General features: G+C 68.3%; 24 protein-coding genes. 7 read left to right on the top strand and 17 right to left on the bottom strand.

What is annotated here, in order from left to right:
- Positions 1–1,102: 1,102 nt before the first annotated feature.
- The 3 genes from BX283_RS37295 to BX283_RS37285 all read right to left on the bottom strand — a co-directional run bounded on the left by BX283_RS37295 (position 1,103) and on the right by BX283_RS37285 (position 3,506).
- Positions 1,103–1,795, bottom strand: coding sequence for a VOC family protein (locus BX283_RS37295; RefSeq protein WP_101391794.1), 693 nt, complete (start codon positions 1,793–1,795; stop codon positions 1,103–1,105).
- 85 nt (positions 1,796–1,880) lie between these two features.
- Positions 1,881–2,396 (bottom strand): hypothetical protein, encoded by a 516-nt coding sequence (locus tag BX283_RS37290; protein ID WP_257584149.1) that lies wholly within the window; start codon positions 2,394–2,396, stop codon positions 1,881–1,883.
- A 180-nt stretch (positions 2,397–2,576) separates the two neighbouring features.
- Entirely contained in the window at positions 2,577–3,506 is a 930-nt protein-coding gene (locus BX283_RS37285; RefSeq protein ID WP_101391793.1) for an ADP-ribosylglycohydrolase family protein, read from the bottom strand.
- A gap of 140 nt (positions 3,507–3,646) precedes the next feature.
- On the opposite strand from BX283_RS37285, the gene BX283_RS37280 reads away from it, so the two are divergent.
- Entirely contained in the window at positions 3,647–4,252 is a 606-nt protein-coding gene (locus tag BX283_RS37280; RefSeq protein ID WP_101391792.1) for a dihydrofolate reductase family protein, read from the top strand.
- Between the two features lie 123 nt (positions 4,253–4,375).
- Here the strand turns inward: BX283_RS37280 and BX283_RS37275 are convergent, their stop codons facing one another.
- The 6 genes from BX283_RS37275 to BX283_RS37250 form a co-directional block, all read right to left on the bottom strand.
- Positions 4,376–4,885, bottom strand: a complete 510-nt coding sequence (locus BX283_RS37275; RefSeq protein WP_218976550.1) for a CinA family protein — start codon at positions 4,883–4,885, stop codon at positions 4,376–4,378.
- 56 nt (positions 4,886–4,941) lie between these two features.
- Positions 4,942–5,655: a hypothetical protein gene (locus BX283_RS37270; RefSeq protein WP_101391791.1), complete on the bottom strand. Its 714-nt coding sequence runs from the start codon at positions 5,653–5,655 to the stop codon at positions 4,942–4,944.
- Positions 5,656–5,724: 69 nt separating this feature from the next.
- Complete coding sequence (locus BX283_RS37265) at positions 5,725–6,660, bottom strand: FAD-dependent oxidoreductase (protein WP_101391790.1); 936 nt, start codon at positions 6,658–6,660, stop codon at positions 5,725–5,727.
- A 302-nt stretch (positions 6,661–6,962) separates the two neighbouring features.
- Entirely contained in the window at positions 6,963–8,129 is a 1,167-nt protein-coding gene (locus BX283_RS37260) for a hypothetical protein (RefSeq protein ID WP_101391789.1), read from the bottom strand.
- Positions 8,130–8,467: 338 nt separating this feature from the next.
- A complete protein-coding gene (locus tag BX283_RS37255; protein ID WP_101392824.1) occupies positions 8,468–8,680 on the bottom strand; it encodes a cold-shock protein in 213 nt (70 codons plus the stop codon).
- A gap of 240 nt (positions 8,681–8,920) precedes the next feature.
- Positions 8,921–10,378 (bottom strand): RNB domain-containing ribonuclease, encoded by a 1,458-nt coding sequence (locus tag BX283_RS37250; protein ID WP_257584147.1) that lies wholly within the window; start codon positions 10,376–10,378, stop codon positions 8,921–8,923.
- A 295-nt stretch (positions 10,379–10,673) separates the two neighbouring features.
- Here BX283_RS37250 and BX283_RS37245 point away from each other — a divergent pair, with 295 nt between their 5' ends.
- Complete coding sequence (locus tag BX283_RS37245; RefSeq protein WP_101391788.1) at positions 10,674–11,198, top strand: hypothetical protein; 525 nt, start codon at positions 10,674–10,676, stop codon at positions 11,196–11,198.
- A gap of 370 nt (positions 11,199–11,568) precedes the next feature.
- Here the strand turns inward: BX283_RS37245 and BX283_RS37240 are convergent, their stop codons facing one another.
- From BX283_RS37240 to BX283_RS37210, 8 genes are all read right to left on the bottom strand, one after another.
- Entirely contained in the window at positions 11,569–12,882 is a 1,314-nt protein-coding gene (locus tag BX283_RS37240) for a replication-associated recombination protein A (RefSeq protein WP_101391787.1), read from the bottom strand.
- Positions 12,883–12,921: 39 nt separating this feature from the next.
- On the bottom strand, positions 12,922–13,068 hold the full coding sequence (locus tag BX283_RS40900) for a hypothetical protein (protein WP_180357378.1): 147 nt from the start codon (positions 13,066–13,068) through the stop codon (positions 12,922–12,924).
- A gap of 116 nt (positions 13,069–13,184) precedes the next feature.
- A complete protein-coding gene (locus tag BX283_RS37235; protein ID WP_218976593.1) occupies positions 13,185–13,616 on the bottom strand; it encodes an alpha/beta hydrolase in 432 nt (143 codons plus the stop codon).
- Between the two features lie 282 nt (positions 13,617–13,898).
- Positions 13,899–14,087: a hypothetical protein gene (locus tag BX283_RS37230; protein ID WP_101391785.1), complete on the bottom strand. Its 189-nt coding sequence runs from the start codon at positions 14,085–14,087 to the stop codon at positions 13,899–13,901.
- A 205-nt stretch (positions 14,088–14,292) separates the two neighbouring features.
- Positions 14,293–15,156: an SAM-dependent methyltransferase gene (locus BX283_RS37225; protein WP_101391784.1), complete on the bottom strand. Its 864-nt coding sequence runs from the start codon at positions 15,154–15,156 to the stop codon at positions 14,293–14,295.
- Positions 15,157–15,542: 386 nt separating this feature from the next.
- Positions 15,543–16,523, bottom strand: a complete 981-nt coding sequence (locus tag BX283_RS37220; RefSeq protein ID WP_101391783.1) for a zinc-binding dehydrogenase — start codon at positions 16,521–16,523, stop codon at positions 15,543–15,545.
- A gap of 137 nt (positions 16,524–16,660) precedes the next feature.
- Positions 16,661–17,245, bottom strand: coding sequence for a TetR/AcrR family transcriptional regulator (locus tag BX283_RS37215; RefSeq protein ID WP_180357377.1), 585 nt, complete (start codon positions 17,243–17,245; stop codon positions 16,661–16,663).
- Positions 17,246–17,535: 290 nt separating this feature from the next.
- On the bottom strand, positions 17,536–18,210 hold the full coding sequence (locus BX283_RS37210) for a hypothetical protein (RefSeq protein ID WP_180357376.1): 675 nt from the start codon (positions 18,208–18,210) through the stop codon (positions 17,536–17,538).
- Between the two features lie 272 nt (positions 18,211–18,482).
- Between BX283_RS37210 and BX283_RS37205 the strand changes: the two genes are divergently transcribed.
- From BX283_RS37205 to BX283_RS37180, 5 genes are all read left to right on the top strand, one after another.
- The gene (locus BX283_RS37205) at positions 18,483–18,830 is read left to right on the top strand and encodes a hypothetical protein (RefSeq protein WP_101391780.1); all 348 of its coding nucleotides are present in this window, start codon (positions 18,483–18,485) and stop codon (positions 18,828–18,830) included.
- A gap of 280 nt (positions 18,831–19,110) precedes the next feature.
- A complete protein-coding gene (locus BX283_RS37200; RefSeq protein WP_101391779.1) occupies positions 19,111–19,608 on the top strand; it encodes a GNAT family N-acetyltransferase in 498 nt (165 codons plus the stop codon).
- A gap of 690 nt (positions 19,609–20,298) precedes the next feature.
- Positions 20,299–20,730, top strand: coding sequence for an Hsp20/alpha crystallin family protein (locus tag BX283_RS37190; protein ID WP_101391778.1), 432 nt, complete (start codon positions 20,299–20,301; stop codon positions 20,728–20,730).
- 435 nt (positions 20,731–21,165) lie between these two features.
- Positions 21,166–21,561, top strand: a complete 396-nt coding sequence (locus BX283_RS37185; protein WP_101392822.1) for a DUF2267 domain-containing protein — start codon at positions 21,166–21,168, stop codon at positions 21,559–21,561.
- Positions 21,562–21,926: 365 nt separating this feature from the next.
- A complete protein-coding gene (locus BX283_RS37180; RefSeq protein ID WP_101392821.1) occupies positions 21,927–22,499 on the top strand; it encodes a GNAT family N-acetyltransferase in 573 nt (190 codons plus the stop codon).
- The last annotated feature ends 370 nt before the right edge of the window (positions 22,500–22,869 follow it).

Below are 22,869 nucleotides of genomic sequence, written 5' to 3'. Positions count from 1 at the left end.
ACCACGAAGGACGATCGCGCCTCCTGGCGCCCCCTGGCATGCCTCGCTCTCGGTGTCGAGCGGCTCTCGCCGTGTACCCGCCGACTCATCTGCGGGGGCGTCCTGTCGCGGCGAAACGGCAGCGTGCTCCCACACCGGCGGTCCGGCCCCGTCGAGGTTGGTGTCGACTCGGGTGGGCTCCAGGCCTGTGAGGGGCGCCGCTCCGGCGGAGGGCGCTGTCTCCCCCGCCGTGTTGTCTTCCGCCCGCCGCAAAGCGTCGTCCAACTCACTCTGGAGCCGCGCGGTCAATCCCAGCAGCCTGCGCACCACGCCTTCCGATTCGGCCAGCTGCGCATCGACTCGGCGCTGAGCGGCGCGTAACAGCTCCGCTGCCTCATTGTCTCCGGGACCATGACCGACCGGATGCCCAGCGCCCCCTTCCGCCGCGCAGGCGGCGACGTGCAGGCGTTGGGCCCGGGCGAGCAGTTCGGTACGCCCTCGCTCGTCGCGGACGCGGCTGGACACCACCCGCACCAGTACGGCCCAGGGAATGATCTTCACCCCTGAGCGGTAGTCACTCCAGGTCGTCTTGCCACTCCCGTAACACCTGGCCAGCTCCCGGACCGTACGGCCCTTCGTGATGTCACGCAGGAAGACAGCCAGCGCGTTCGCCTCGGCCGTCTCCCCTCTCGGATCCCCTTGCAGCCGTCCCGCCCTGCCCATCGTCGGACCCACCTCTGCATCCACGGGCGCGCTCTCCCGGCGCGCTCCCCCTCAACCGACACCCCAGCAGATCAGGTGACGTCGCCGTCGACGAGCGGTTGTCGGACAAAGTGGAGAGGCGGGTGACTCATTCAAGGGGAAGGGCGTGTGAAGCAGCCGGGCCACAGCAGCCGCCCACTGTGCTCGGAGAAACGGGTCCCGCGGCCAAGGCGTGGGTTTCGGCGTCGGCCCCAGCCATGACGTCGGCGGCACGCACGGTCTGACGGGCCTGAGCCTGCGGTGCGCCTCGGCACCGACCCCACAGCAGAACTCCTCTACCGGGACAACAAGTTCGCGGTCCGTGACGAGGCCACCGTCCTCGTCACGGCCATCAACGAGCGGCTGTGACCGGCACGTTGTGTCAGTTGTCCCGGCCCTGCCATGTGGTGACGCAGGCTTCGTTCCCCTCCCGGTCGGCAAGCACCCAGAAAGCGGGGGCACGCGTCGCGGACACGAGCCGCCCTCCAGCCGCCAGCGCGGCTTCGATCCGCCGGGGTGCCTCGTCATGCGGAACACTGATGTCGATGTGGATGCGATTGCGCTGCGTACGCGCGCGATCCATTTGCTGGAACCAGATGGCCGGGCCCTGCCAGACCGGGTCGACGAGGGGATCCTCCGGCCCCTCGGCGCCCGCCTCATCTGCATAGCCCAACACCGCCTTCCAGAACGGTCGAATCCCGGCGATGCTCAGGGCATCGATGGCGATCTCCACAACCTGGACGGACCGTGGCGCCCCCGTTCCGAGTCCGGGCTCCGGCAGAAACCCGGACTTGTCAGCGGTGGCGGAGATCCGACGCGCGAGTTCGACATCCCGGGCAGTAACGGCTGCATGATCCAGCGACTGCAGGGTGAAGACGACCCGATCGGCACGGACATCGATCCGGAGATGGCGATCGGCATCGTCGCCACACACCGCGACAGCGTCCGCCGCCAAGCTGATCGCTTGAGCCAACGTCCCGACCGGAACCGACGTCTGCAAGGTACCCAGCAGGTAGCGCCACCCGTGATCCTGGACCGCCTCCGACGCTTCCTGCCGACTCGATATCTGTTCCATGACCGCATCCTTGCAGCCCGAGCTCTGCCTTTGCGGGGGGGGCAAGGACCGGGCTGTACGTGAAGGAAGGGAACAGCGAGGCCCCTCACCCCGGGAGTGGCCGCACGGATCCCCTGACGCCGAGGTTCTGGCGTGCCTGCTCGATGTATTCCTGTCGCGCAGCGCGATAGTCAACATAGGCCTGGTCCCAGGTGCCGTCATAGTCATGACCGGGAGTTGCCCGGGCCAGCGCTTCCAGGAGCCACAAGCACTGGTTCATCCGTTTCATCGCAGCAATGGTGTGCCTGTCGGCCAGGAGGAGCAGTGCTTCGGACAGGGCAGTGCGGTGGACTTCCGCATCACCCAGCCTGTCCAGTACCACCGCAGTAGGCTCCAGCGGGTGAGGACCGGCGGTCAGCCCCCGCGCAACCGCGATACGCCGGTACTGGTAGGCGAGATCCTTCACAGCATGCGCGTATTCGGCGTAGGCCGTCAGGCGCTGCCCGTCCCACCGCACAGATTGCTCACGCCGCCACTTGGCCCGCTCGTTCAGACTCGTCACCAGAAATGACATGGCAGCACCGACAGCGACACCGGCGAGCGGAAGGATCTGACTGGCCATGTCCACGGAGCCCCCGATCAAACGACACCGAACTCTCCATTCTTCCGCCGCACCCCGGGTCAAACCAGAGCTCGCACACGAAAAGACAAACGTCATAGAAGTCAGTCACACAACACTCGATGCGCATCCATCGACGATCTCAATCGGCCGGTTGATGAGGGTTGATGAGCCGGAACCGGTTCAGCCTCCGAGGCGGTGTGCAAGGTGGAGCAGGTCTGCCAGATGCAGCACGCGTCCGTCGAAGCCCGGGAGGGGGACATGGAGCGGCTGGGTCCAACGGGCGGGGATCGCATCCAGCCCGTAGGACGCTCCAGCCAGGCCTCCGGTCACCGCGGCGACGGTGTCGGTATCACCGCCAAGGTCGATCGCCGCGCGTATCGCGTCCTCGAAGCTGATGGTGGAGCGCAGGGCCCAGACGGCGGAGCCCAGGCAGGGCCAGATGGCACCGTTGAACTCGGTCGCCTGATCGGGGTGCCAGTCAGGTGCGAGCACTGTGGCATAGCGGTCGCGGTGGTCGGGGTGGACGAGAGCCAGGACGTCCGGGAGCGCGGTGATCGGGTCGGAGTCCTCGAACGTGACGCGGATGAGTTCGTGGAAGATCGCGGTGCCTTCCCAGGCCGCGCGGTCGCCGTGGGTGAGGGCGGCGATGCGACGGGCCGCGATCATGGTGGCTTCCTGGCCCGCGGCCGCGAAGTGGACCGCGGAGGTCGAGGCCCGCATCAAGGAGCCGTTTCCCGCTGCTCGGTGGTTGCCCTGGAAATGGATCGCGGCGGCGAGGTCCCAGGGCATGCCGTTGGTCAGGACGTCTTCGGTCTGCAGGCCGATGTCCTTCGGTTCTGACGCCGCCCACCGCTGAAAGCGGGCGAAGATATCCGGCAGATCCAGTCCGCCCCGCTCCAGCAGCGACTCCGCGACCAGGACAGCCATCTGCGTGTCGTCAGTGGCTTCGCCTGCATCCCAGCCACCGCCTCCGCACATCTCGCCACCGGCACCGGGCGCGGGAAACCGCGCGGAGAACGCTCCCTGGGGGCCGAACTCAAAGGGACCGCCCAGGGCGTCACCCACCGCTGAGCCGACGATCGCGCCGGCGGCCCGCTGCATCCGCTTCATTCGCGCAGGCTATCCGTCCCGCGCCAACCGCCAGGTCTGTCATTTGGATCACCCCTGACGCGCGGGTCGCGCACTGGGGAAGTGCCGCCGATGAGTTTGCGGTGGACGCACGGTCTACCTGTCGACGAAAGGAGCGCACCATGCGCAAGATCATTGTTTGCACGTTCCTGACGCTGGACGGCGTCATGCAGGCACCAGGCGGCCCGGACGAGGACACACAGAGCGGCTTCGAGCACGGCGGCTGGCAGAAGCCGGTGGCCGACGACGAGATCGGCACGGCCATCGCCGGTTGGTACGAGTCCTCCGACGCGATGCTGCTCGGCCGCAAGACGTACGAAATCTTCGCGTCGTACTGGCCGACCGCCGACCCCGACAATCCGTTCACCGATCGGATGAACAGCATGCACAAGTACGTGGCGTCGCGGACCCTGACGTCCGTGGAGTGGCAGAACTCCACGCTGCTGGAGGGCGACACCGTCGATGCCGTACGCACGCTCAAGGCGTCCGAGGGCGGCGACATCAACGTGGTGGGCAGTGGCGACCTCGCCCAGACCCTCATGCAGCACGACCTCGTCGACGAGTACCGGCTGACCATCCACCCAGTGATCATCGGCACCGGCAAACGGCTTTTCGCCGACGGAGCGATCCCCACTGCATTGGAGCCGGTCAGCGTCTCGACGACGAAAGGTGGCACCGTCGTCGGCGTCTACCGGCCGAACGGTAAGCCCAGGTACGACAGCTACTAGGCGGTTCCGTCCGGAGCACCGAACGGACCAGAAGGAGACGCCCTTGACGTGGAGACCGGCCGCCACCACGTCAAGGGGCGCGGTCTTCTCGTGCCAGGAGGGCGCCCCCGCTCGGCTCTGCCGCTACCCCTTCTCCAAGTGCCCGATCAGGATCTCCAACGCCTGCTCGACCGTCTGCCGACGGACCTCGTCGCGGGAGGTGCCCGTGCTGTGGAATTCGTGGCTCTGGGTGCTGTCGGCGTCCGAGATGCCGATGTAGACCAGGCCCACCGGCTTGCCGTCCTGACCGGTGGGACCCGCGACTCCGGTCGTAGCGACGGCGATCGAGCTGGCGTAGAGACGGCGTACGCCGTGGGCCATCTGCTCCGCCGTCGCCGGGCTCACCGGGCCCTGACTGGCGAGGACTTGTTCGTCCACGGACAAAATTCTCGCCTTGGTCTCCGTGGCGTACGTGATGGCGCCGCCGAGGTAGTAGTCGGACGCCCCGGGGGTACCGGTAATTGCCGCACCGAGCATTCCCCCGGTGAGCGATTCGGCGGTGCTGATCGAGAGGCCGCGCGTACGCAGCAACTCTCCCAGCCGCGCGGCCTTTCCCTCCGTGGACTCCTGGGAGCTCGGGGAATCCTGCGACACAAGCATCTCCTCACGGCTGTCATCACGGCTGCCCACGGCGTTACATACCTTTCCCACTAATCGAAGAGCGAACTCTTGTTCATTTCGATGTCCTGGACTATCTCTTCGATCTGTGCGTACCGGTACTCCTTGCACCGCGGGAAGTCGTTTCCGTACTGGGAGGCATGGCGGAGCATGAACGGCAGCTCCACGTCGACGTGGTGGTAGTACACGGAGGGCTTGTGCAGGGCGAGTGCGTAGCCCGCCTCGACGTAGATGCTCGACACCAGCGGCAGCGGCACCACCAGCAGGAACCGCTTGCTCTCGCGCAGGGCCGCCGCGTCGCGCTGGGCGCCTATGTCCGGCCGCTGGAAGCTGTTCCAGGTGGGGAGGTGGAGCCCGGCGTAGTAGACCTTGAACCGGCAGTGGCGTTCGAGGGCTTCCACCAACTGACGCATCCCAGCACGGTGTTCCTCGTATTGCTCACTGGTCGGGAAGGACGCCATCGGGCTGGAGAGGAAGACGTCGTACGTCATCTCGAGCTCGGGAGGAGCCGGTTCGGTACGGCTCGACGCCGTACTCGTATCGCGCGATCGCCTTGGTCGCATCAGGAGCATCACAAGGAACGCGAGCGCGAGAATCGCCACGAAAACAGCCGTAAAGATCAGGAATGCACGGTTGTCGTCACTCTTCCCGGCGGCCAGCGCGATGATGACGGACGCGGTGGTGCTGAGTGCGGCACCGAGGAAGGTGAGGGGATTCTGGATTCCCTGAGACGCGCGGTCATCCACGTCGGCCCCCCTTGGCCCCCGGCTCCTCTTCCGCAAGGCGTCATTATCCGCCCGCTCCGGAACGGAGTGTCAAGGCGAAGGCGCGAAGCCGTCCTCCAACGAACGGTAGTACGGAATGAGCGCCGCCCGGCCTCCGTCGCCCAGAGCCACCGCGATGCGCTGCATCCGGGCGCCCTTGAGGTCCCCGGCCACCAGGACGCGCGGATGCTGGGCGTCCGGCGGGCAGTAACCGTCCGGACCGACGACCAGGCCGGTCAGCGCGGACGGCCTGCTGCCCAGGTTGCCGAACAGGGCGTCGGCACGGACCGAGCGGCTCGTGCCGTCCGGGTGGTACGCGGTGACGTCGTACCCGCCTCCCGGGCGCGCGGCGGTCTCGACCCGGTCGACCAGCTCGCAGCGGACCCTGCTGTCGTCGGCCACCTCGGCCGTCTTGTAGCTGTCATGGGCGGGGTGGAGGACGCGCAAGCGGGTGTCCGTGCGCGGGTGGGCGCGCAACCAGGTGCCCAGGGGGCGGTCGGCGCCCAAGACGACCACTTCTCGCGCTTCAAGCTCCTCGGAGGTGGCGCGCCACAAAGGAGGTACGTGGGCATCCCCGGTCGCCTCGATCCAGTCCACGTCCCGGAGGGTCAGCGCCGTCACTCCTGTCGCCACCACCACGGTTTCCGCCGTGAGCAACGAGCCGTCTGCCAAGGACACTTCGGCCCGGTCGCGGTAGCCCGTGACGGTGGTCGCCCTGCCCTGTACGACGGTGAGACGGCCCGAATCCCGGTGCCTCGCGATGTCCGCCGCGAACGCCGCGGCGAGCTGCGGGCCTGTGGTCCAGGCGCCCGGCACGTTCTCCAGTGCGCCGATCGCCGCCACCTTCGAACCGACCGCGACCGCTTCCACCAGGGTGACACGCATCCGCAGGCCCGCGGCCATCACCGCGGCCGCCACACCCGCCGGGCCCGCGCCCACCACCAGCAGGTCAACGGGCTCGATGCCGTTGGGCGCGATGCGGGTCATGCGCGTACACACTCCTCTGTCCTTGGGGTTCTCACTCACCCTGACCGTGACCGTGACCGTGACCGTGACCGTGTCCGAGTCTGTGTCTGTGTCCGGCGACCGCGGTCCTCAGTCCTCAGTCCTCAGTCCTCAGTCCTCAGTCCTCAGTCCTCAGTCATGTCGGATCAACGACCGGGCGGGCAGGGGCGTCACCCGGCCAAGTCTCGGGTGACGGGCTGACTGCGGCGGAAGACCTGGCGGCGGATCAACCACCCAACCACGTTGGGTATCCGAGAAGCCAGGATGCGGCTCGGGGCATGTCTTTACAGTTCGACGGCGGCGGTGGGCGTCTTGTTGTCCAGCGCCTGTTGCGCCCGGGCGGTCACCGTCCGGGTGAAGGCGTTGAGCGCGTGGAGGTCGACGGTGCTGCCGTTGTTGTCATCGATGACGATCCGCACGACGATGCTCTCGCAGCGGACCACCGCGAGTCCCTGTGATATGTGCGAACCGATGCCGGGCACGGTGGCGTTCATGGTGACAGCCGATATCTCGTCACCGTAGTGCGGCAGCGTCACTTGCGTCACCTGCTTCACCTCGTTGCTGTCAGCGTTTTCCGCCTCCACTCCCACAAAGCCCTCGGCGGCCGCGGCCACCGAGGGGTACGCCAGAACCTCGACGTGCACCTTGTTGTAGCCGACCCCGGGCCCCGGGTCGTAGGCCGACTGCAGGTCGAGGACCGGGCCCGTCTTGCAGATGTAATGGGACTGCCCGTCCTTCGAAATACCGACGCGGCGGTTGGGGCACTGCTCCGTCGTCGGCGAGCCGCTCGCGACAGCCCAGCCCTGCGGCAGGCTCGCTACGTCCGGGAGGATCTGCTGGCCCTTCGCCGCGTCGGTCACCACCGGGGCCGCATCATCCGAATCATCCGACGTACCGGAGGCCGCCCGGGAGGGCGTTGCCGTAGGGGACTTCTGGCCAGACGGCGCTCCGGCCGCCGAGCGGGGGGAATCGTCACCAGTGAGCAACTGCACGCCCCTGTAGAGGCCCAGGGCCAGCAACGCGACCAGCAGGGCGGCGATCCCGGTGAGGGATGCGCGGGTGGCGCGGGTATTGGTAATGGTCAGCGGGCCCAGAGAGATCTGGCTGTTCCGTACCTTGCTGCCGCCCCCGATGATGATACTGCCGGTGTACTGGGGACTGACGGCGTGCGCGGGCGGCGCGTCCGGCGGCGGGCCCGCAAGCACGACAGCCAGGCGGGTCCGGAAATCGGGATCGGCGGCCAGCGCTTCACTGATCGCCTCCTGCAACCCCCGGAGCGCCGACAGATCCGCGGGGTCGGCGCTCACCCCGTCCAGGGCGGCGCGACCTTCCTCGGAAGTACCCAGCCGCGCCCGCACGAGGTCACCCACCGCCCGGCCTGCCTCGTTCCCCGCCGCCGTGGCCGCCCCTGTCGTCAGACCGGTCAGTATCTGGGCGGCGGATAACGCCATGCTCCCTGCCACATCCATGTGACACCCCCTAGCCGTCGGACCTTGAGACAACCACAGCCCCAGCAGCAGCGCCAGGATGCCCGGCGCTCCCTCACCCAGCGGCAAAGGGCGGTGTCTTCTGGAGGTCTGCTGGAGGTCTGCTGGAGGTGGAAGACCGTCCCTCGCCCTTACCGAAGGCGGACGGTGCGGAGGCAACGGTTGCGTCGTCCCGACCCGGCCACCGCCACGCCCCGGGCAGGCGAGGGGACTTGGCCCAGACTCAGTCGCGCCTCGCCCCTGAACAGAGAGTGTCCGGCCCCAAGCATGCAGATTGAGGCCGGACAGCGTCACAGGCGCTCCTACGCCTCGGGCTGGACCTCGTCGGCCTGCGCCCCCTTCTGACCCTGGACCGCCACGAAGGTCACCTTCTGGCCCTCCTTCAGGGATTTGAAGCCGTTCCCCTGGATCGCCCGGAAGTGGACGAACAGATCGGGTCCGGACTCCGGCGTGATGAAGCCGTAGCCCTTCTCATCGTTGAACCACTTCACCGTGCCGTTCTGGCGCTCGGCCACGTTCATATCCCTTCATCACAAAGGCAGTTCGGTCATCGCTCACCGGCGAGCCGACGATGATCGTGACACACAGAGTGTTCGCCCGACTACCCAAACGGCCGAAACCCTGAAATGACCCCGTTCTCCCGGCGGAGAGAGCAGGGACTGCGGGTCTGAGCAGCCGGGGCCTGCAGTCTGTGCCGCCAGCACTTGGCGGGGCCCGAGCGGGTTAGTGATCGCCGGTGCGATGTGGGACCGGATCTAGGGCACGGTGAAGAGGACCTTGTCCCCGTCCGCGGAGGGGTCCGCCCGCTTGAGCGTGGCCCTGACGCTGGATCCGAGCTGGAGATCCAGGCCGTTGGTCGACTCGACCTTGGCCAGCACGGCGGGGTCGGCCAGGAAGACCTTGCCCTCGCGCGGCTTGCCCCGCTCGGCGTCGGTGTCGATGACCGCGGCGTCGAACACCTCGCCCTCGCGGTGCATGAGGACCGCGGCCTCGGCCAGGTCCACGGTCTGCCGGTCCGCCAGGCCGCTCTTTCCCCGTGCCGTGTCGCACGGGATGCAGTACAGGGCGTCGAGCACCCAACTCGGCGGGGCCGTGTCCGAGCACGCCGCCACGCACAGCTCACCGGTGTACCGGTCGACCAGGCGCCGCAGCGGAGCCGTGCAATGGGCGTACGGGGCCGCGATCGCCGCGTGCATCGCGTACGCCGGTTTCTGGTTGTCGCGGAAGACGGTGTACTCCGACTTGAGCATCGTGCCGGTGGCCTCGCTGAGGAAGGCCATGTGGGTCTGCTTCTTCGAATCGAGCTTGCGGACCAGCGTCGCGTACGAGATACCGGGCCGCCAGTCGATGCCCAGGGCCTTCGCGATGTCGTGCAGGCGCTTGACCACGCTCTGATCGGCCTGCTCCTTCTGGGTCCGCAGGATCCCGGTACCGGTGTCGAGCATGATCTGGGCCGCGGACATCCCGGTCATGAGGGAGATCTGCTCGTTCCAGCCCTCCACCGGAAGCGTCGCCACATAGCGCAGCTGGAACGATCCGTCATCGAGGGTGGTGACCTCCTGGTCCGGCAGGTTCACCGAGATGCCGCCGCGCGCGATCTCGACGGCCTCCCGCAGCTTGCCGATCTCGCGCAGCAGGGCGAGGGACTCCGCGGCCGTGCCGTTGTCGATGGCCTGCTGGGCGCCGGCGTAGTCGTACTGGGCCTGGCTGCGGATCATGGCCCGGCTCACGGACGAGTCGGTCACGTTGCCGTAGGCGTCGAGGTCGTGCTGCCACAGCAGGGCGGGGCGGTCCTGGTTCGGCAGCAGGCTGGCCTTGTCCTCCGAGAGGACGGGCGGGTGCAGGGGCACCTTGAGGTCGGGGAAGTACAGCGTCTCGATCCGGTCGTGCGCCTCGACGTCCAGCGGGCCGCCGGGCTTGACGAAGGCCGCCACGTCCGCGATCGCGTAGTACACGCGGTAGCCGCCGCCGGGCCGCCGCTCCAGGTGCATGGCCTGGTCGAGGTCCTTCGAGGTCCGCTGGTCGATCGTGAAGAACGGCAGCTGCCTGGCGTCCTTGTCGGGCAGGGTCGGATGTGCCGCGGCATTGTCGGCCGCTTTGAGTACGCGCTTGGGGAAGGCAAGGGGAACCTTCAGCTCCGTCCGAAGTTCCACCAGCGCGGCGCGCAGGGTGTCCAGGGCCTCGTCGGACATGTGCATCGGGCGGCGTCTCATGCCCCGAGCGTAGGGCGGGGGCCACGGACGGGCGCGGTGAGCGGGTCCGGGTGGGGACACGCGAGCGGTGCCGTCGCCGCTGAGGATGCGGGGGTGATGTCCAGTCTTGGCCAAGCGCTCACGCGTCAACCGGGCGCTCCGAACACCGCAACGCCAGCCGGAGGACGCTGTCCGTCCCGCGCCTGCCTGACCTGTCCTGTCGGGTTGATCGCGCAGGTCAGAGCATTGGGCGATCGGAAATGACGTCGATAGGGTTGGGGCTCGCTTCGTCCATACGATTTGAGGAGGCCAGCGGGTGTCCGCTCTGGGCTTCTACGCCCATGTCGCCACCCACTGCGACGCCCTCGGCGCAGGAATCGGCGCCGGCCCCGACGGCTGGGAAGCCGCGGTGGGCGCCGACTATGTCGATGTCCCCGAGGGCGGCCTGCTGCGGCGGGACTACGGGCTCGTGGAAGTGAACTTCTCACCGGACCGGCAGGGGCAGATGTCCTGCTTCGGCTTCGGCGTCCAGATCCACCGGCTGATTCACGACCAGTCTCCGAGCACGGTGCCGTCACCGCTCTCCCAACAGTTCGGGATCTTCGAGCCCAGAGCTCCGTTCGAAGAACTGCGGGCCGCCCTCATGGCCCGGGGCCACACCGTCGAACTCGACCACACTTCGCGCGACATGCACCGCTATCGCGTGCCCGAGTCCGGTGCCCGCATCCACGTCGTCGTCGACCCCGACCCCTACGGGACGGGCGACCCCGATCCAGACGGCCTCCAGGTGGGCAACGTGTGGTCCATCGACGTGTCACCAGCCTGGTGGGGACCGAAGTAGCCGCTGTCAGCACCCGGTACAACGGAACCCTTCACACAGGCCGCGGGGGAGGGCGCGATTGAGGTGTTCGGCGTGTGCGCCGAGCCACTGCCTGCCAGAGGCGGCGGGGCGCTGATCCCGAGGAGTGCCTGATCGTCGGCGTCGGCGGTGGCACCGGGGCACCGCCGTACGTCCACGTGTTCGACGACGCCATTAACCGCACCCGCATCCACAGCAGCAGCGGATTGCCCGACGTACAGACGGGCGGTGGCCGGGGCTCGCTGGCTTCCGGTCCCGCCAGCAGGGTCCTGGAGCGTGAAGGAAGGCGTCCTCCCTGGCGCAGCCGCCGTCGCTGCGATCCGTTTTGGCTCCCCCGTTCTGCCGCTGGGTCTCACGTCTCGAGTCCCTTCTGGCGGGCGCGCAGTTCGGACCAGCGCTCCAGCCGTTGGCTGACTTGGGCTTCGTAACCCTGCTGGGTGGGCTGGTAGAAGACTTCGCGGTCCATGTCGTCGGGGAAGTAGTCGGCGCCGGAGAAGCCGTTGGCGGTGTCGGGGTCGTACTGGTAGTTCTCGCCGTAGCCGAGGTTCTTCATCAGGCCGGTGGGGGCGTTGAGGATGTGGGCCGGTGGCAGGAGGGAGCCGGTCTGGCGGGCACGCTGCTGTGCGGCGCCGAAGCCCCGGTACACGGAGACCGACTTGGGGGCGGTGGCCAGGTACACCACGGCCTGGGCGAGGGCGAGTTCGCCCTCCGGGGAGCCGAGGCGTTCGTACACCTGCCAGGCGGTCAGGGTCTGCTGGACCGCCTGGGGGTCGGCCATGCCGATGTCCTCGGTGGCGAAGCGGGTGATGCGGCGGGCGATGAAGCGGGGGTCCTCGCCGCCCTCCAGCATCCGGGCCAGCCAGTACAGGGCGGCGTCCGGGTCGGATCCGCGCATCGACTTGTGCAGGGCCGAGATGGGGTTGTAGTGGCTGTCCTGCTTTTTGTCGTACTGCGGGGCGCGCTTGTGGACCTGGGCGGTGAGGGCGGTGACGTCCAGCGGCTCGGTGTCGGCGGGGAGCGACTGGAGCTGTTCGGCCATGTTGAGCAGGTAGCGGCCGTCACCGTCCGCCATGGCGGTGAGGGCCTGGCGGGCGTCGTCGGTGAGGGGCAGTGTGCGGCCGGCGAGGTCTTCGGCCCGGGCGATCAGAGTGTCCAGGGCCGCGTCGTCGAGGCGCCGCAGGACGTAGACCTGGCAGCGGGACAGCAGGGAACCGTTGAGTTCGAAGCTCGGGTTCTCGGTGGTCGCGCCGACCAGGACGACGGTGCCGTCCTCGACGTAGGGCAGGAAGCTGTCCTGCTGGGAGCGGTTGAAGCGGTGGATCTCGTCGACGAACAGCAGGGTGCCCTGGCCGATCTGGCGGCGTCGGGTGGCGGTCTGGAAGACCTTCCGCAGGTCGGCGACGCCCGAGAACGTCGCTGACAACGGCTCGAAGGCGAGTCGGGTCTGCTCGGCCAGGAGTCGGGCGATGGTGGTCTTGCCGCAGCCGGGTGGGCCCCAAAGGATCATCGAGACCAGCCGCTCCTGGGCGATCATGCGGCCGATCGGCGCTTCGGGCGCCAACAGGTGTTCCTGGCCCACGACTTCACCGAGATTCCGGGGGCGCAGCCGGTCCGCCAGCGGACGTGCCGACTCGTCCTCGAAGAGTGAAGGTGCGTCGTGCGTCATCGGTAGTCCTTCGGGCCGGGCAGCTGGTCGGTTCGTCGGTCAGGGGGTACGGCTCACCTGGCACGGCTTGACGGTGAACTTCACCCGTACCTCGTCCGGGCCGCCGAACCACGAGTAGGGGCGGCCGAGGTAGCGCTGGGCCAGGTCCTCGATGTGGTCGACGGCGCCTTCGGTCGTGGTGTCCACGACCTCGCCCCGTACCTGGAAGAAGCGCGTGGGGTGGCGCGGGGTCGGAGACGGTCCGCCCCGATGGGGATGAGGTGGCACAGCGAGGCCGTCGGGCCGGCGGTTTCGGCGGTGGGTCACTTCTGGACGGTGAACGCCTGCTTCAGCGTGGCCTTCAGCTCCTGGTCCACACTGGTGGCCGGGCGGCCGGTCGAGGTGCCGATGCCGTGCGGTGCGCCGGGGTAGCCGTGCAGCTCGGTGGGGACTCCGGCGCGCAGCAACTCTGTGGCGTACTCCACGGACTCGTCGAGCAGCAGGTCCAGGGCGCCGACGGCCAGGAATGCCGGGGCCAGGCCGGACAGGTCCTTCGCGCGGGCCGCTACGGCGTACTCCGGGGTGCTGGCACTGCCGGGCGGCTGGCCGAACAGGCTCTCCCAGCCGAAGGTGTTGCCGACCGAGGTCCGGATCGGGGCGGCGTAGCAGTCGTGGAGCGGGCCGGGGTGCGGGGTCTCGGGGGCGTGGCGGTAGTCGACCGACACCGCCACGCTGCCGAGCTCGTCGGCGAGCATGTTGGCAGCACGGAGCTGCCGAACCCCTACGCGGCCAGCCCACCGTCGAGTTGAACCACTCTTCAGGTGACGACCACACCCATGCGCTGTTGCCGGGCTGGCCACACCACGCGCTGACAGGAGCGGCACGGAGGACACACGGAGGACAGCGGAATCACGCTCGCTCGCCCCGAAGGTGATCGGGGCGAGCGAGCGCATGAGGTGGAGAGCACCGAGAACCCGTACCTGCCGTGGCCAGGCATCCGCCCGATCCGCAAGGGCGGGGGCAGGGGTACGGGGACGTCAGATGCGGTCGTCCAGCTCGTCCTGGATGTCGTCGAAGGACCGCTGGCCCTGCTGGCGGGCCTCGTCCGCACGCTGACGGAGCCGTTCCTGCTCGCTCCGGCCGCTCTGGCTGCCCTGGTCCTGCTTGCCCTGAAGCTTCTCCTTGGCCTGCTGAGCCTTGGCCTGCATCTCGTCCTTGATACCCATACCGGACTCACTCCTAGCAACGAGGGAAGCGGAACGAAGAAACATCCCAGGTCAGCCTGACACGTCCCACCACCACACGCCATCGGATGATTACGTAACGTGACAGCCCGATGTGTGTCGTCGCCGATACCTACATCCACGACCCGATCACCATGTAGCCCGGCGAGCCGCCATGACTGACGTCCGCTCTTACGCAGAGGGGGCTTCAGCCAGCCAGGTCGGACTCCGCACGCTCCCCCAACGTGCCGGTTGCCACCCAGCAGGCGGGCAGACGGGAGACAGTGCGCCCGTGCCCGATACGAGGGTCGGCTCCGCTATAGACCTCGGCATGCCAACCGTGGCCTGCCAGCCATGACTGCAGATCGTCCCGGGCGGACAGCCAGCGCGCGCCCTGCGACGCTAGGCGTTCACGGGAGGGTTCGCCCTCCTCCCCCAGCATCGCCGCCTCCAGTTGTTCCAGCATGATCCGACTGCCCGGCGCAGACAGCGCGGACAGCTCGCCGAGCAGGACATCCCCCGCTTCGTCGGAGAGGTACATCAGCAGGCCCTCCACCAGCCAGGCGGTCGGCAGAGTGGAGTCGAAGCCCGCTTCGCGCAGCGCATCGGGCCAGTTGGCGGTCAAGTCCGCGGCCACTGCCCGGCGTTCGCAGGTGGTGGCCAGTCCCGAACGGGCGATCAACTCGTCGGCGAAGGCCGTCATGTCCGGCAGGTCGAGCTCATACCACCGCGTTCCGGGCGGGCAGTCCAACCGGACGGTCCGTCCATCCACTCCGGCCGCCAGAGTGACGACTTGCCGGACCCCGGCCTGCATCGCGCTCAACAACTCGTCGTCGAAGAACCGGGTGCGTACCGCGAAGTACGCGGGGTACTCGCGCGTGCTGCTGCTCGCTCGGGTGACCATGTCAGACACCTCGGCGAAGGACGGGTCCTCGGCGATGACCCTCAACAGCGCGTCAGCGAAAGGGTCTTGGAACAGGGCGTCGGGTCTCTGGCTCTCCATCTTCCGCATCCAGGCGACGACCAGCGCCGTCTGCCCGACACCTTTGGGGACCTTCAGACCGTCGATCATCGCGATTCTCCTGAGTGAGGGGGTGGGGATGGCGGGTGGAGTCCCTGCTTCCGGCCCCGGGGCGGCGGAGAAGTACCGGCACATCAGTGCCCCGGGCGCGCGCATCTCAGTCGGAACCTCCGCAAGGAGCGAGGAACTCACAGGCGAGGCGATTATCACTGGTCCGAGTCCCCGCGATCACCAACTCCGCCGTAATCACAGACTTTTGCCACCACAGACACCGGGCGCGCCCCGCCCAAAAGCACACGACACGACCACATCACCCCACCCCGTACGCCTCACACCGCTTCACCACGACGCGAACTCTCCATGGCACTCAGGTACCGCTTGAGGGGGTGGTCACGGGGGCCGGTGCGGCAGGCCGGGGGGCGGGGGCGGTGGCTGCCTCAGTCGACCATGACGGTCATCTTGCCCAACGCCTCCCCTGCTTCCATGACCCGGTGGGCTTCGACTATCTCGTCGAAGCGGAAGATCCGTGCCGGCCCTGGCGGCAGGGCTCCTGACTCGACCTTGGCGTAGATCGCGTCCAAGGGGACGTCGGCGAGCGGGAATTCGGGGCTTCCCAGGACGAAGGCGCTACCGAAGAAGCTGAGCTGTACACCGGTGGGGAGATCGGTGAGCGGGTCGAAGTCGCGTACCGGGTCGAAGCCGCCGAGGAAGCCGAGCTGGCAGACCCGGCCGCGGGGGCGGACCGTGGCCAGGGAGTCGCGCAGGACGTTGTTGCCGACAACGTCGAACACCGCGTCCACGGCGTAGTTGGCTGTGCTGACCTGGGTGGCCAGCTGACCGTCGTCGATGAGGACGTCCTCGGCGCCGAGTTCCTTCAGGAGCTGCGCATGCGCGGGGTTGCGGGTGGTGGCGAGTACTCGCACACCGTGGTCGACGGCGAGGCTGACGGCGGCCCGGCCGAGGGAGGAGGTGGCTCCGCGGACCAGGACCCGCTCGCCGGGGCGCAGCGCGAGGTTGCCGAACAGCCCGTTCCACGCTGTCGCGTAGACCTCGGGCACGGCCGCCAGTTCGGCCCATCCCAGCGAGGAGTTCACCGGCACCACGTTGGTGGCCGGTACGGTGACCCGTTCGGCGTAGCTGCCGTTTCGGGTGCGGCCCATGCCGCCGAGGATCGCCACGACCCGCGTTCCGGGGGCGAGTTGGCCCGAGGGGTCGGCCTCGACCACCCCGGCGCACTCGATCCCCGGGACGGCCGCGACCTCACCCCAGGCTCCGGCGCGCATGTAGGCCTCGGCATGGTTGAGGCCGAACGCCTTGATCCGGATCAGCACTTCTCCCTGATCGGGCACGGGGTCGGGCAGGTCGGTGATGCGCAGTACCTCGGGGCCGCCATAGGCGGAGATGACGATGGCCTTCATGAAGCAGACTCCATTCTTGAATGGGTATTCAACTATTGGGTCCGAAAAAGAGCCACCGGATGCGGTGGCTCATGAGCGGGGGGGTCAGGCAGGCGCCGTCAGGCGAGGGCTGTCAGGGGGCTGTCAGGGAAGGGTCGTCAGGCGAGGACGGCGAAGGCACTGTCGACGATGGCGCGCAGTACCGCCTCATCGGGATTGGCCTTCCCCACGACCATCAGCCCTTGGCACGTCGCCACCAGCAACTTGGCGCTGCCGACCGGGTCCACCGAGGCGCGCACTTCGCCGCCGCCGCGAGCGTTGCGCAGAGCTGTGGCCATGCACTGCTCCAGACGGGCCAGATGCCCGCGCACGACGGCGGCCGCCTCGTCGTCCTCGGCCGCGTTCTCGATCGCGGTGTTCACCAGCAGGCACCCCTGCCGGCCTTCCGGGCTGAGCAGGTCGCTCACCAATCCGTCGAAGTAACCACGCAGCTCGGCCAGCGACGCGCCGGGCGCCGCCAGCTCACCCAGCTTCTGAGGAACGATCAGCGCGGAATAGCGTTGCAGCGACTTCAGGAACAGCGTGCGCTTGCCGCCGGGGAACGCACTGTAGAGACTGCCGGGCTTGACCCCGGTCGCCTTGACGAGATCCTCGATGGAGGTGGCGCGATAGCCCCGCCACCAGAACCGCAGCATGGCCTGGTCCAGCACGGCGTCGGGCTCGAACTCACGGGGGCGGGGCATGGCAGAAAAATACATGAACAACCATTCAAGAACAAGCCTGGCGCCACGCCACCTTGTCCACCTCGCCCGCCGAATCCTGGTGCCGCGCTAGGCGGGTTGCCGCTCTCGGCAGGTTGCCAGCCGACGTCCGAGACAGCGACCAGGGCACAAGGACCAGGCGGAGGCACGGCGTTGGAAGTACGAGGCGAATTTCTCGCGCAGTGGCGGCGAGGCGGGACGCAGCGCCCGGGGCAAGGCCGTGGCCCGCGGGCCCAGGCCCCCCGGCCCGGCGCCGGTGGGCGATTCGCCGGTCAGCCGCACTTGCGTACCGAGCACAGCTCGACCCACCGGATGCCCGGAAGCCGCCCGATCTCCTTCTTCAGGTCCGCGCGCCGGGCCGGTGGCAGGTCGTCAGGGAACCGGACCTCCAGGAAAGAGCCCTGGTCCGACTCGTTTCCGTACACCTCGGTCGCCCCGAATCCGCGAAGGCGCTCCTGCGCGTCCCCGACGCCGTCGCGGAACCAACCCGGATCGGTGGCGGCCCGGTACGTGTGCGGTTTCGCCAGGGAGGGGTTGATGACTAGGGACCAGACGAAAACCGCCGCACCGGTGAGCACCCCTGCCGCCACCAGGGCGCCGAGGCCGCCCATGGTCCACGCGGTGACGGGGTGGCGCCTCGGGCTGGCGAACCCCGCCAGCAGCAGGAGTACCGCCGCCGGCCAGAACAGGAACATCCCCAGGAAGACGCCCAGCACCCCCCAGCCGATGAGGACCAGCCCGACGATCGCGCAGGCGCGGGTGAAGTGTTTCGGGCGCCGCAGACACAGAAGCGGCGCTGTGAGGGACGCGCCGGCCATCAGGTACAGGTAGCTGAAGTTGGACCACAGGCCGAAGAGCACCACCGGCACTCCGGCCAGCACCGCGCCCACGGCGAGAGCCCGTTGCAGTGCGTGGACACCGGTTTCGTCGAGCTGTCCGGCCTTCATGACCACCCCCGTTTTGAACACGTTCACTTGAACGCGTTCAAGATACCAGTCCGGTCCGAACAGCCCTCGCTCCCGCTGGCGATGTCCGGCGGACAACCCCCTTTGTCCACCGCCCGCATACGCCTGGCCTGCGCCGCCCATCGAGCGGTCTGCCGGACAAATGCGCCCTGTCCGCAGCATGGGGTTGAGCCCGGCCGGGCCGCGAGCCACCAGAGGCGGGGCCCGCCGCGCTTTCCCCACACACATTCACCGTCACCGACAGGGGAAACACAATGATCAGGATCAAGCACCTGCTGACGACCGCGCTGCCCGTCGCCGCCGCGGCCGTGCTCATGACCACCGTCCCGGCCAGCGCCTCCACCCCGTGGTCCAGCTGCTCCGGCAGTTTGTGCGACTACGGCTATGTCGACGGCGTCTACGCCTCGATCAAGGACTACAGCAACGACGGCCACGGCGCCGGCCTGTCCATCCGTCTGCGCAACGGGGCTGCCGTGCGCGTCGTGACCCGCGACGACCACGGCTTCGCCGAGAACTGGTTCGGCTCACCCGTCGCCCAGGCCCGTATCTGCAACTGGGACGGCGGCGACCTCTACGACTGCGGCGGCTGGCGCCACTTCTGACCTACCGTCAGCAGTCGGCAAACGGGCGCTCACACGCTGCCTCACGCAAGTTGGCGGCGCGCGCGTGGGCGCCTGATCCGGAACACTCTTACGTACACCTCGTGCACCGTCACTATCGAGGCGTTGCCCTACTGGTCCGCGCTCTCGACGCGGAACGCGACGGCTGGACAACACCGAAGTCCGGATCCCCGGATTCAGCTGGTCGCAGGGCTGAACGACCTCGTTTGCACGGTCGTAAACAACTTGCCGTCCGCCCCGGCGGGCGGGCAGGGTCTGGATCATGCTTGAACTACGCACTCTGGAATCAGATGACTGGCCCCTTTGGCGGGAGGTGCGACTGGCCGCGCTTACTGAGGCGCCCTACGCGTTCGGATCGACGCTGGCCCAGTGGCAGGGCTCCGGCGACCAAGAGGAACGCTGGCGTGCCCGTCTGTCGATTCCTGGCGCACACGATCTCGTCGCGCTCCTCGACGGCCTTCCGGTGGGCATGGCCAGCGGAGTGCCGGGCGAGGAGGTGGAGAACGTGGAGTTGATCTCGATGTGGGTCAGCCCCGCGGCTCGGGGCAAGGGCGTGGGTGACTGCCTGATCCAGGCGGTCGAGCGGTGGGGTGCGCAACGCGGTGCCACCACGCTGCGGTTGTCCGTCATGCCGGACAACCACAAGGCCACCGCGCTCTATGAGCGGCACGGTTTCACGGACACGGGTGAGCCTGGCGATCTTCTGCCCGATGGTGTGGGCAGGGAGCGGGTCATGGCGAAGAGTCTGGCCGCTGTCTGATCTCCACATCCGGGCACGGCGGGACCCCTCGCCGTGCGCCGGTCAGACTGCGACGACGAGAGTGCGTCCACCCAGCGAATGCCCTTCTCGCTGCGGATGCGAATGCGGATGCGGGCGCTTTCACGACGTTGTACCGCCAGGTCGTCCGGGCGGCAGGGGTTCGGACCTGCAAGATCCGCAGCGGTGATCTGAAGTGATCTCGGGACGCGCGGCTGCGCGGGTGGCCCCTGCGCTGCCTGAGTACGTGGCCGGATGTAGCGCGGCCGCCCTTTGCCAGCCCACACGCGGCAGCCGTAACAGCCACCCGTACGCGTACGAGGGCGCAGCTCGGTTTCGATCAGGCCGGTTTCCCAACCGGCGAGCTGTTCGCGGACCTGCCGCAGCAGCATGAGGGAGGCCAGCGCCTGTTCCGGTCCCGGCCCGGCGGTACCGGGGGCGCTGGAGGAGGGCTGCGGGGCGGTATTCAGGGCGTCCTCTATCGCCTGCAGGGCCGCCGCGGCGGCGAGGAACGAGGCCGGGCCCTTCGGGCCGGGCCCGGTGGGGGCCGATTCTTCGGCTGCGGACACAGGCACCTCCCAAGTCAACCAATAGATGACGTCTATGTTTGTCATCCATTGGATGACATGTTACAACGGTTTCAGTGAAGCGCATTGGCAGCCACTGCCTGAACCTGCTGGAGGTGTTTTCACGATGTTGATGCGCACTGACCCCTTCCGTGAGCTGGACCGGCTGGCGCAGCATCTGGTGGGCCCGGGCACCTGGTCGAGGCCGTCGCCGATGCCGATGGACGCCTACCGGGAGGGCGACCAGTACGTAGTGGCCTTCGACATCCCCGGTGTCAGCGCGGACGCGCTCGACATCGACGTGGAGCGCAACATGCTGACCGTCAAGGCCGAGCGACGACCGGCGGTGCAGGACAACGACGTACAGATGGAGCTCTCCGAGCGGCCGCTGGGCGTCTTCTCTCGCCAGATCGTGCTGGCCGACACCCTGGACACCGAGCACATCCGGGCCGACTACGACGCGGGCGTGCTCACTCTGCGGATCCCGATCGCCGAGCGCGCCAAGCCCCGCAAGATCTCCATCGGTGTCGGCTCCGGGCCCAAGGAGATCTCCGGCTGAGCCGGTGTGGCACGGCACGCGGCCAGCGGCGGAGGACGGGCAGTATCTGATCTCCCCTCACCCAATCCTCCGCCGCCCCTGACGACCGGGCAAGGGCGGCAGCGTCGGCGATATCTGCGCCCAGCTCATGGGCACGCTTCGCGAAGGGCTTTGCCCTGCGCGCCGATTCCTGGCACCCGGCCCGAGGCGTCCCCACGGGCATCCGCAGCCACACGTACGTCAGCGCCGTCCCCCTCGCGGTCACCGACACTGCCGACGAGGACCGGCCGGGTCAGGCCCTCCTGCCCCCACCGCCCGGCCGCGACCTCTTCCTTCCCGGCGGTCATCAGCCCACCCGACCTATCGAGCCGCCTTGGTGGACCAGCGTCCCCAGCGGCAGAAAGGCAACCACACCACGTGTTCTCCGCCCCGCACCTCCCGCCGCAGTCACCTGTGATGTCGTACGAGCAGCTGCTGGAGAAGGTCCGCTACGAAGGCGCCTATCCCACCCGCGAGCGGGCCGAACAAGTCGTCCGGCTGGTCCTGGCGGGCCTGGGTCGCCAGCTGACCGGAGAGGAACGCGTCGACCTCGCGGCCCGTCTGCCCTTCGAGGCCGCACGGGTGCTCACCGCGCAGGTCCCCGACACCCAGCCGCTGACGGGCTGGGCATTCGTCAAGGACCTCGCCGCCCGCTCCGGCACCTCTCAAGCCGCCGCCCGCTGGGATACGGGGACCGTCTTCGCGGCCGTCGCGAACCTGGCCGGCCCGGACCTGGTCACCCGCATCGTGCACGAGCTCCCCTCGGGCTTCGCCCTGCTGTTCGGCCGCGCCGAACTCACCCCGGCGGCCTGAGCAAGCCGTACCCCTCCGGCACCGGGCGCGCTGGTTACAGGCGAGCCTGTAACCAGCGCGCCGCGCCGTGGGCCTTCCCACCCATCTCCCCTATGAGCCAACCCAGTCCCGTGGAAACATGCGGGCCTGATCACCGCGCCGTGCCCCTCCGCGATCCGGCACGAACGGCCATGCCCGAGGAACCTACTTGGGTCGCCGACAGGTATGCCGAGCAGTCGGGCCGTTCGCGGCCCTTGAACGCATGGTCGGGGTGCTGGTTGAAGGCGTGCACGATCTATCGGCAGGCGGCGCCTTGATCGTGAGGAGCAGACCGGGATCGGATATCCGCTGTTCTGCCCGCCCGTTGAGGACGCAACATGGTGCGCATGACTTTGCCCACTCCCATACTGTCCACCGCCCGCCTGCGACTGCGCCCCTTCGCCGACGCCGACGCGGACCACCTCTTCGCGCTGCACAGCAGCACCCATGTGATGCGGTACTGGGACTCCGCGCCGTGGAACGAACGGGCTCGTGCCGACCGTTTCATCGCGATGTGCGGGAAGATGGCGGAAGAGGGTACCGGGGCGCGGGTGGCCATAGATCGTGTTTCTGACGGAGCCTTCGTCGGCTGGTGCGGTCTGACCCAATGGGATCCGGACAATCGCAGCGCGTCGTTGGGCTACGTCCTCGACGATGCGATGTGGGGCCACGGCTACGCGACGGAAGCCGCGCATGCCTTGCTGCAGTGGGCATTCGACACACTGGACCTCAACCGAGTGCAAGCCGAGGCCGATACGCGCAACGTGGCATCTGCCCGGGTTCTGGAGAAAAACGGATTCGTACGGGAAGGAACGCTGCGGGAAGACTGCGTCGTGAACGGCGAGGTATCCGACACGTGGGTGTTCGGGCTGCTCAGGCGGGAGTGGCAGTCGTCGACCGTGCCCACTCCGGCCCTTTAGGGGACGGCTGGGTATCAACCCCGGCACAGTCCGACGGTAGGCTCTCGGGTAGGCACACGGCCTTCAACTAATGGTACTGCTGCCGGAGTTGTCTGGCCTGAGCGCGGCGAGGCCGATGCCTCGCCCCAGGCGGCATGGTTACGCCCAACGAGGCAGCCAGGTGCATCCCGCCCCTCCCAGCAGCTCCTTCGCAGCCGCCGCACTCCCCCCGTAGCCAGTCGCCCCAGGGACAATCCCAGGTCTCCCTGGTGGCCCGGCTCCCCAAAGAACCGCGCTCGTAGGCGTCCGGGCGCTGGATCGCACCACCGAGCGTCGTTGCGCACGCCTCATGTTTTCAGCCAATAGCGCGCACACTTCAAGCCTCGGTGGT

This window comes from Streptomyces sp. TLI_146 (assembly GCF_002846415.1).
Classification (GTDB): domain Bacteria; phylum Actinomycetota; class Actinomycetes; order Streptomycetales; family Streptomycetaceae; genus Streptomyces.
This window is presented reverse-complemented; position numbering and strand designations above follow the sequence as displayed.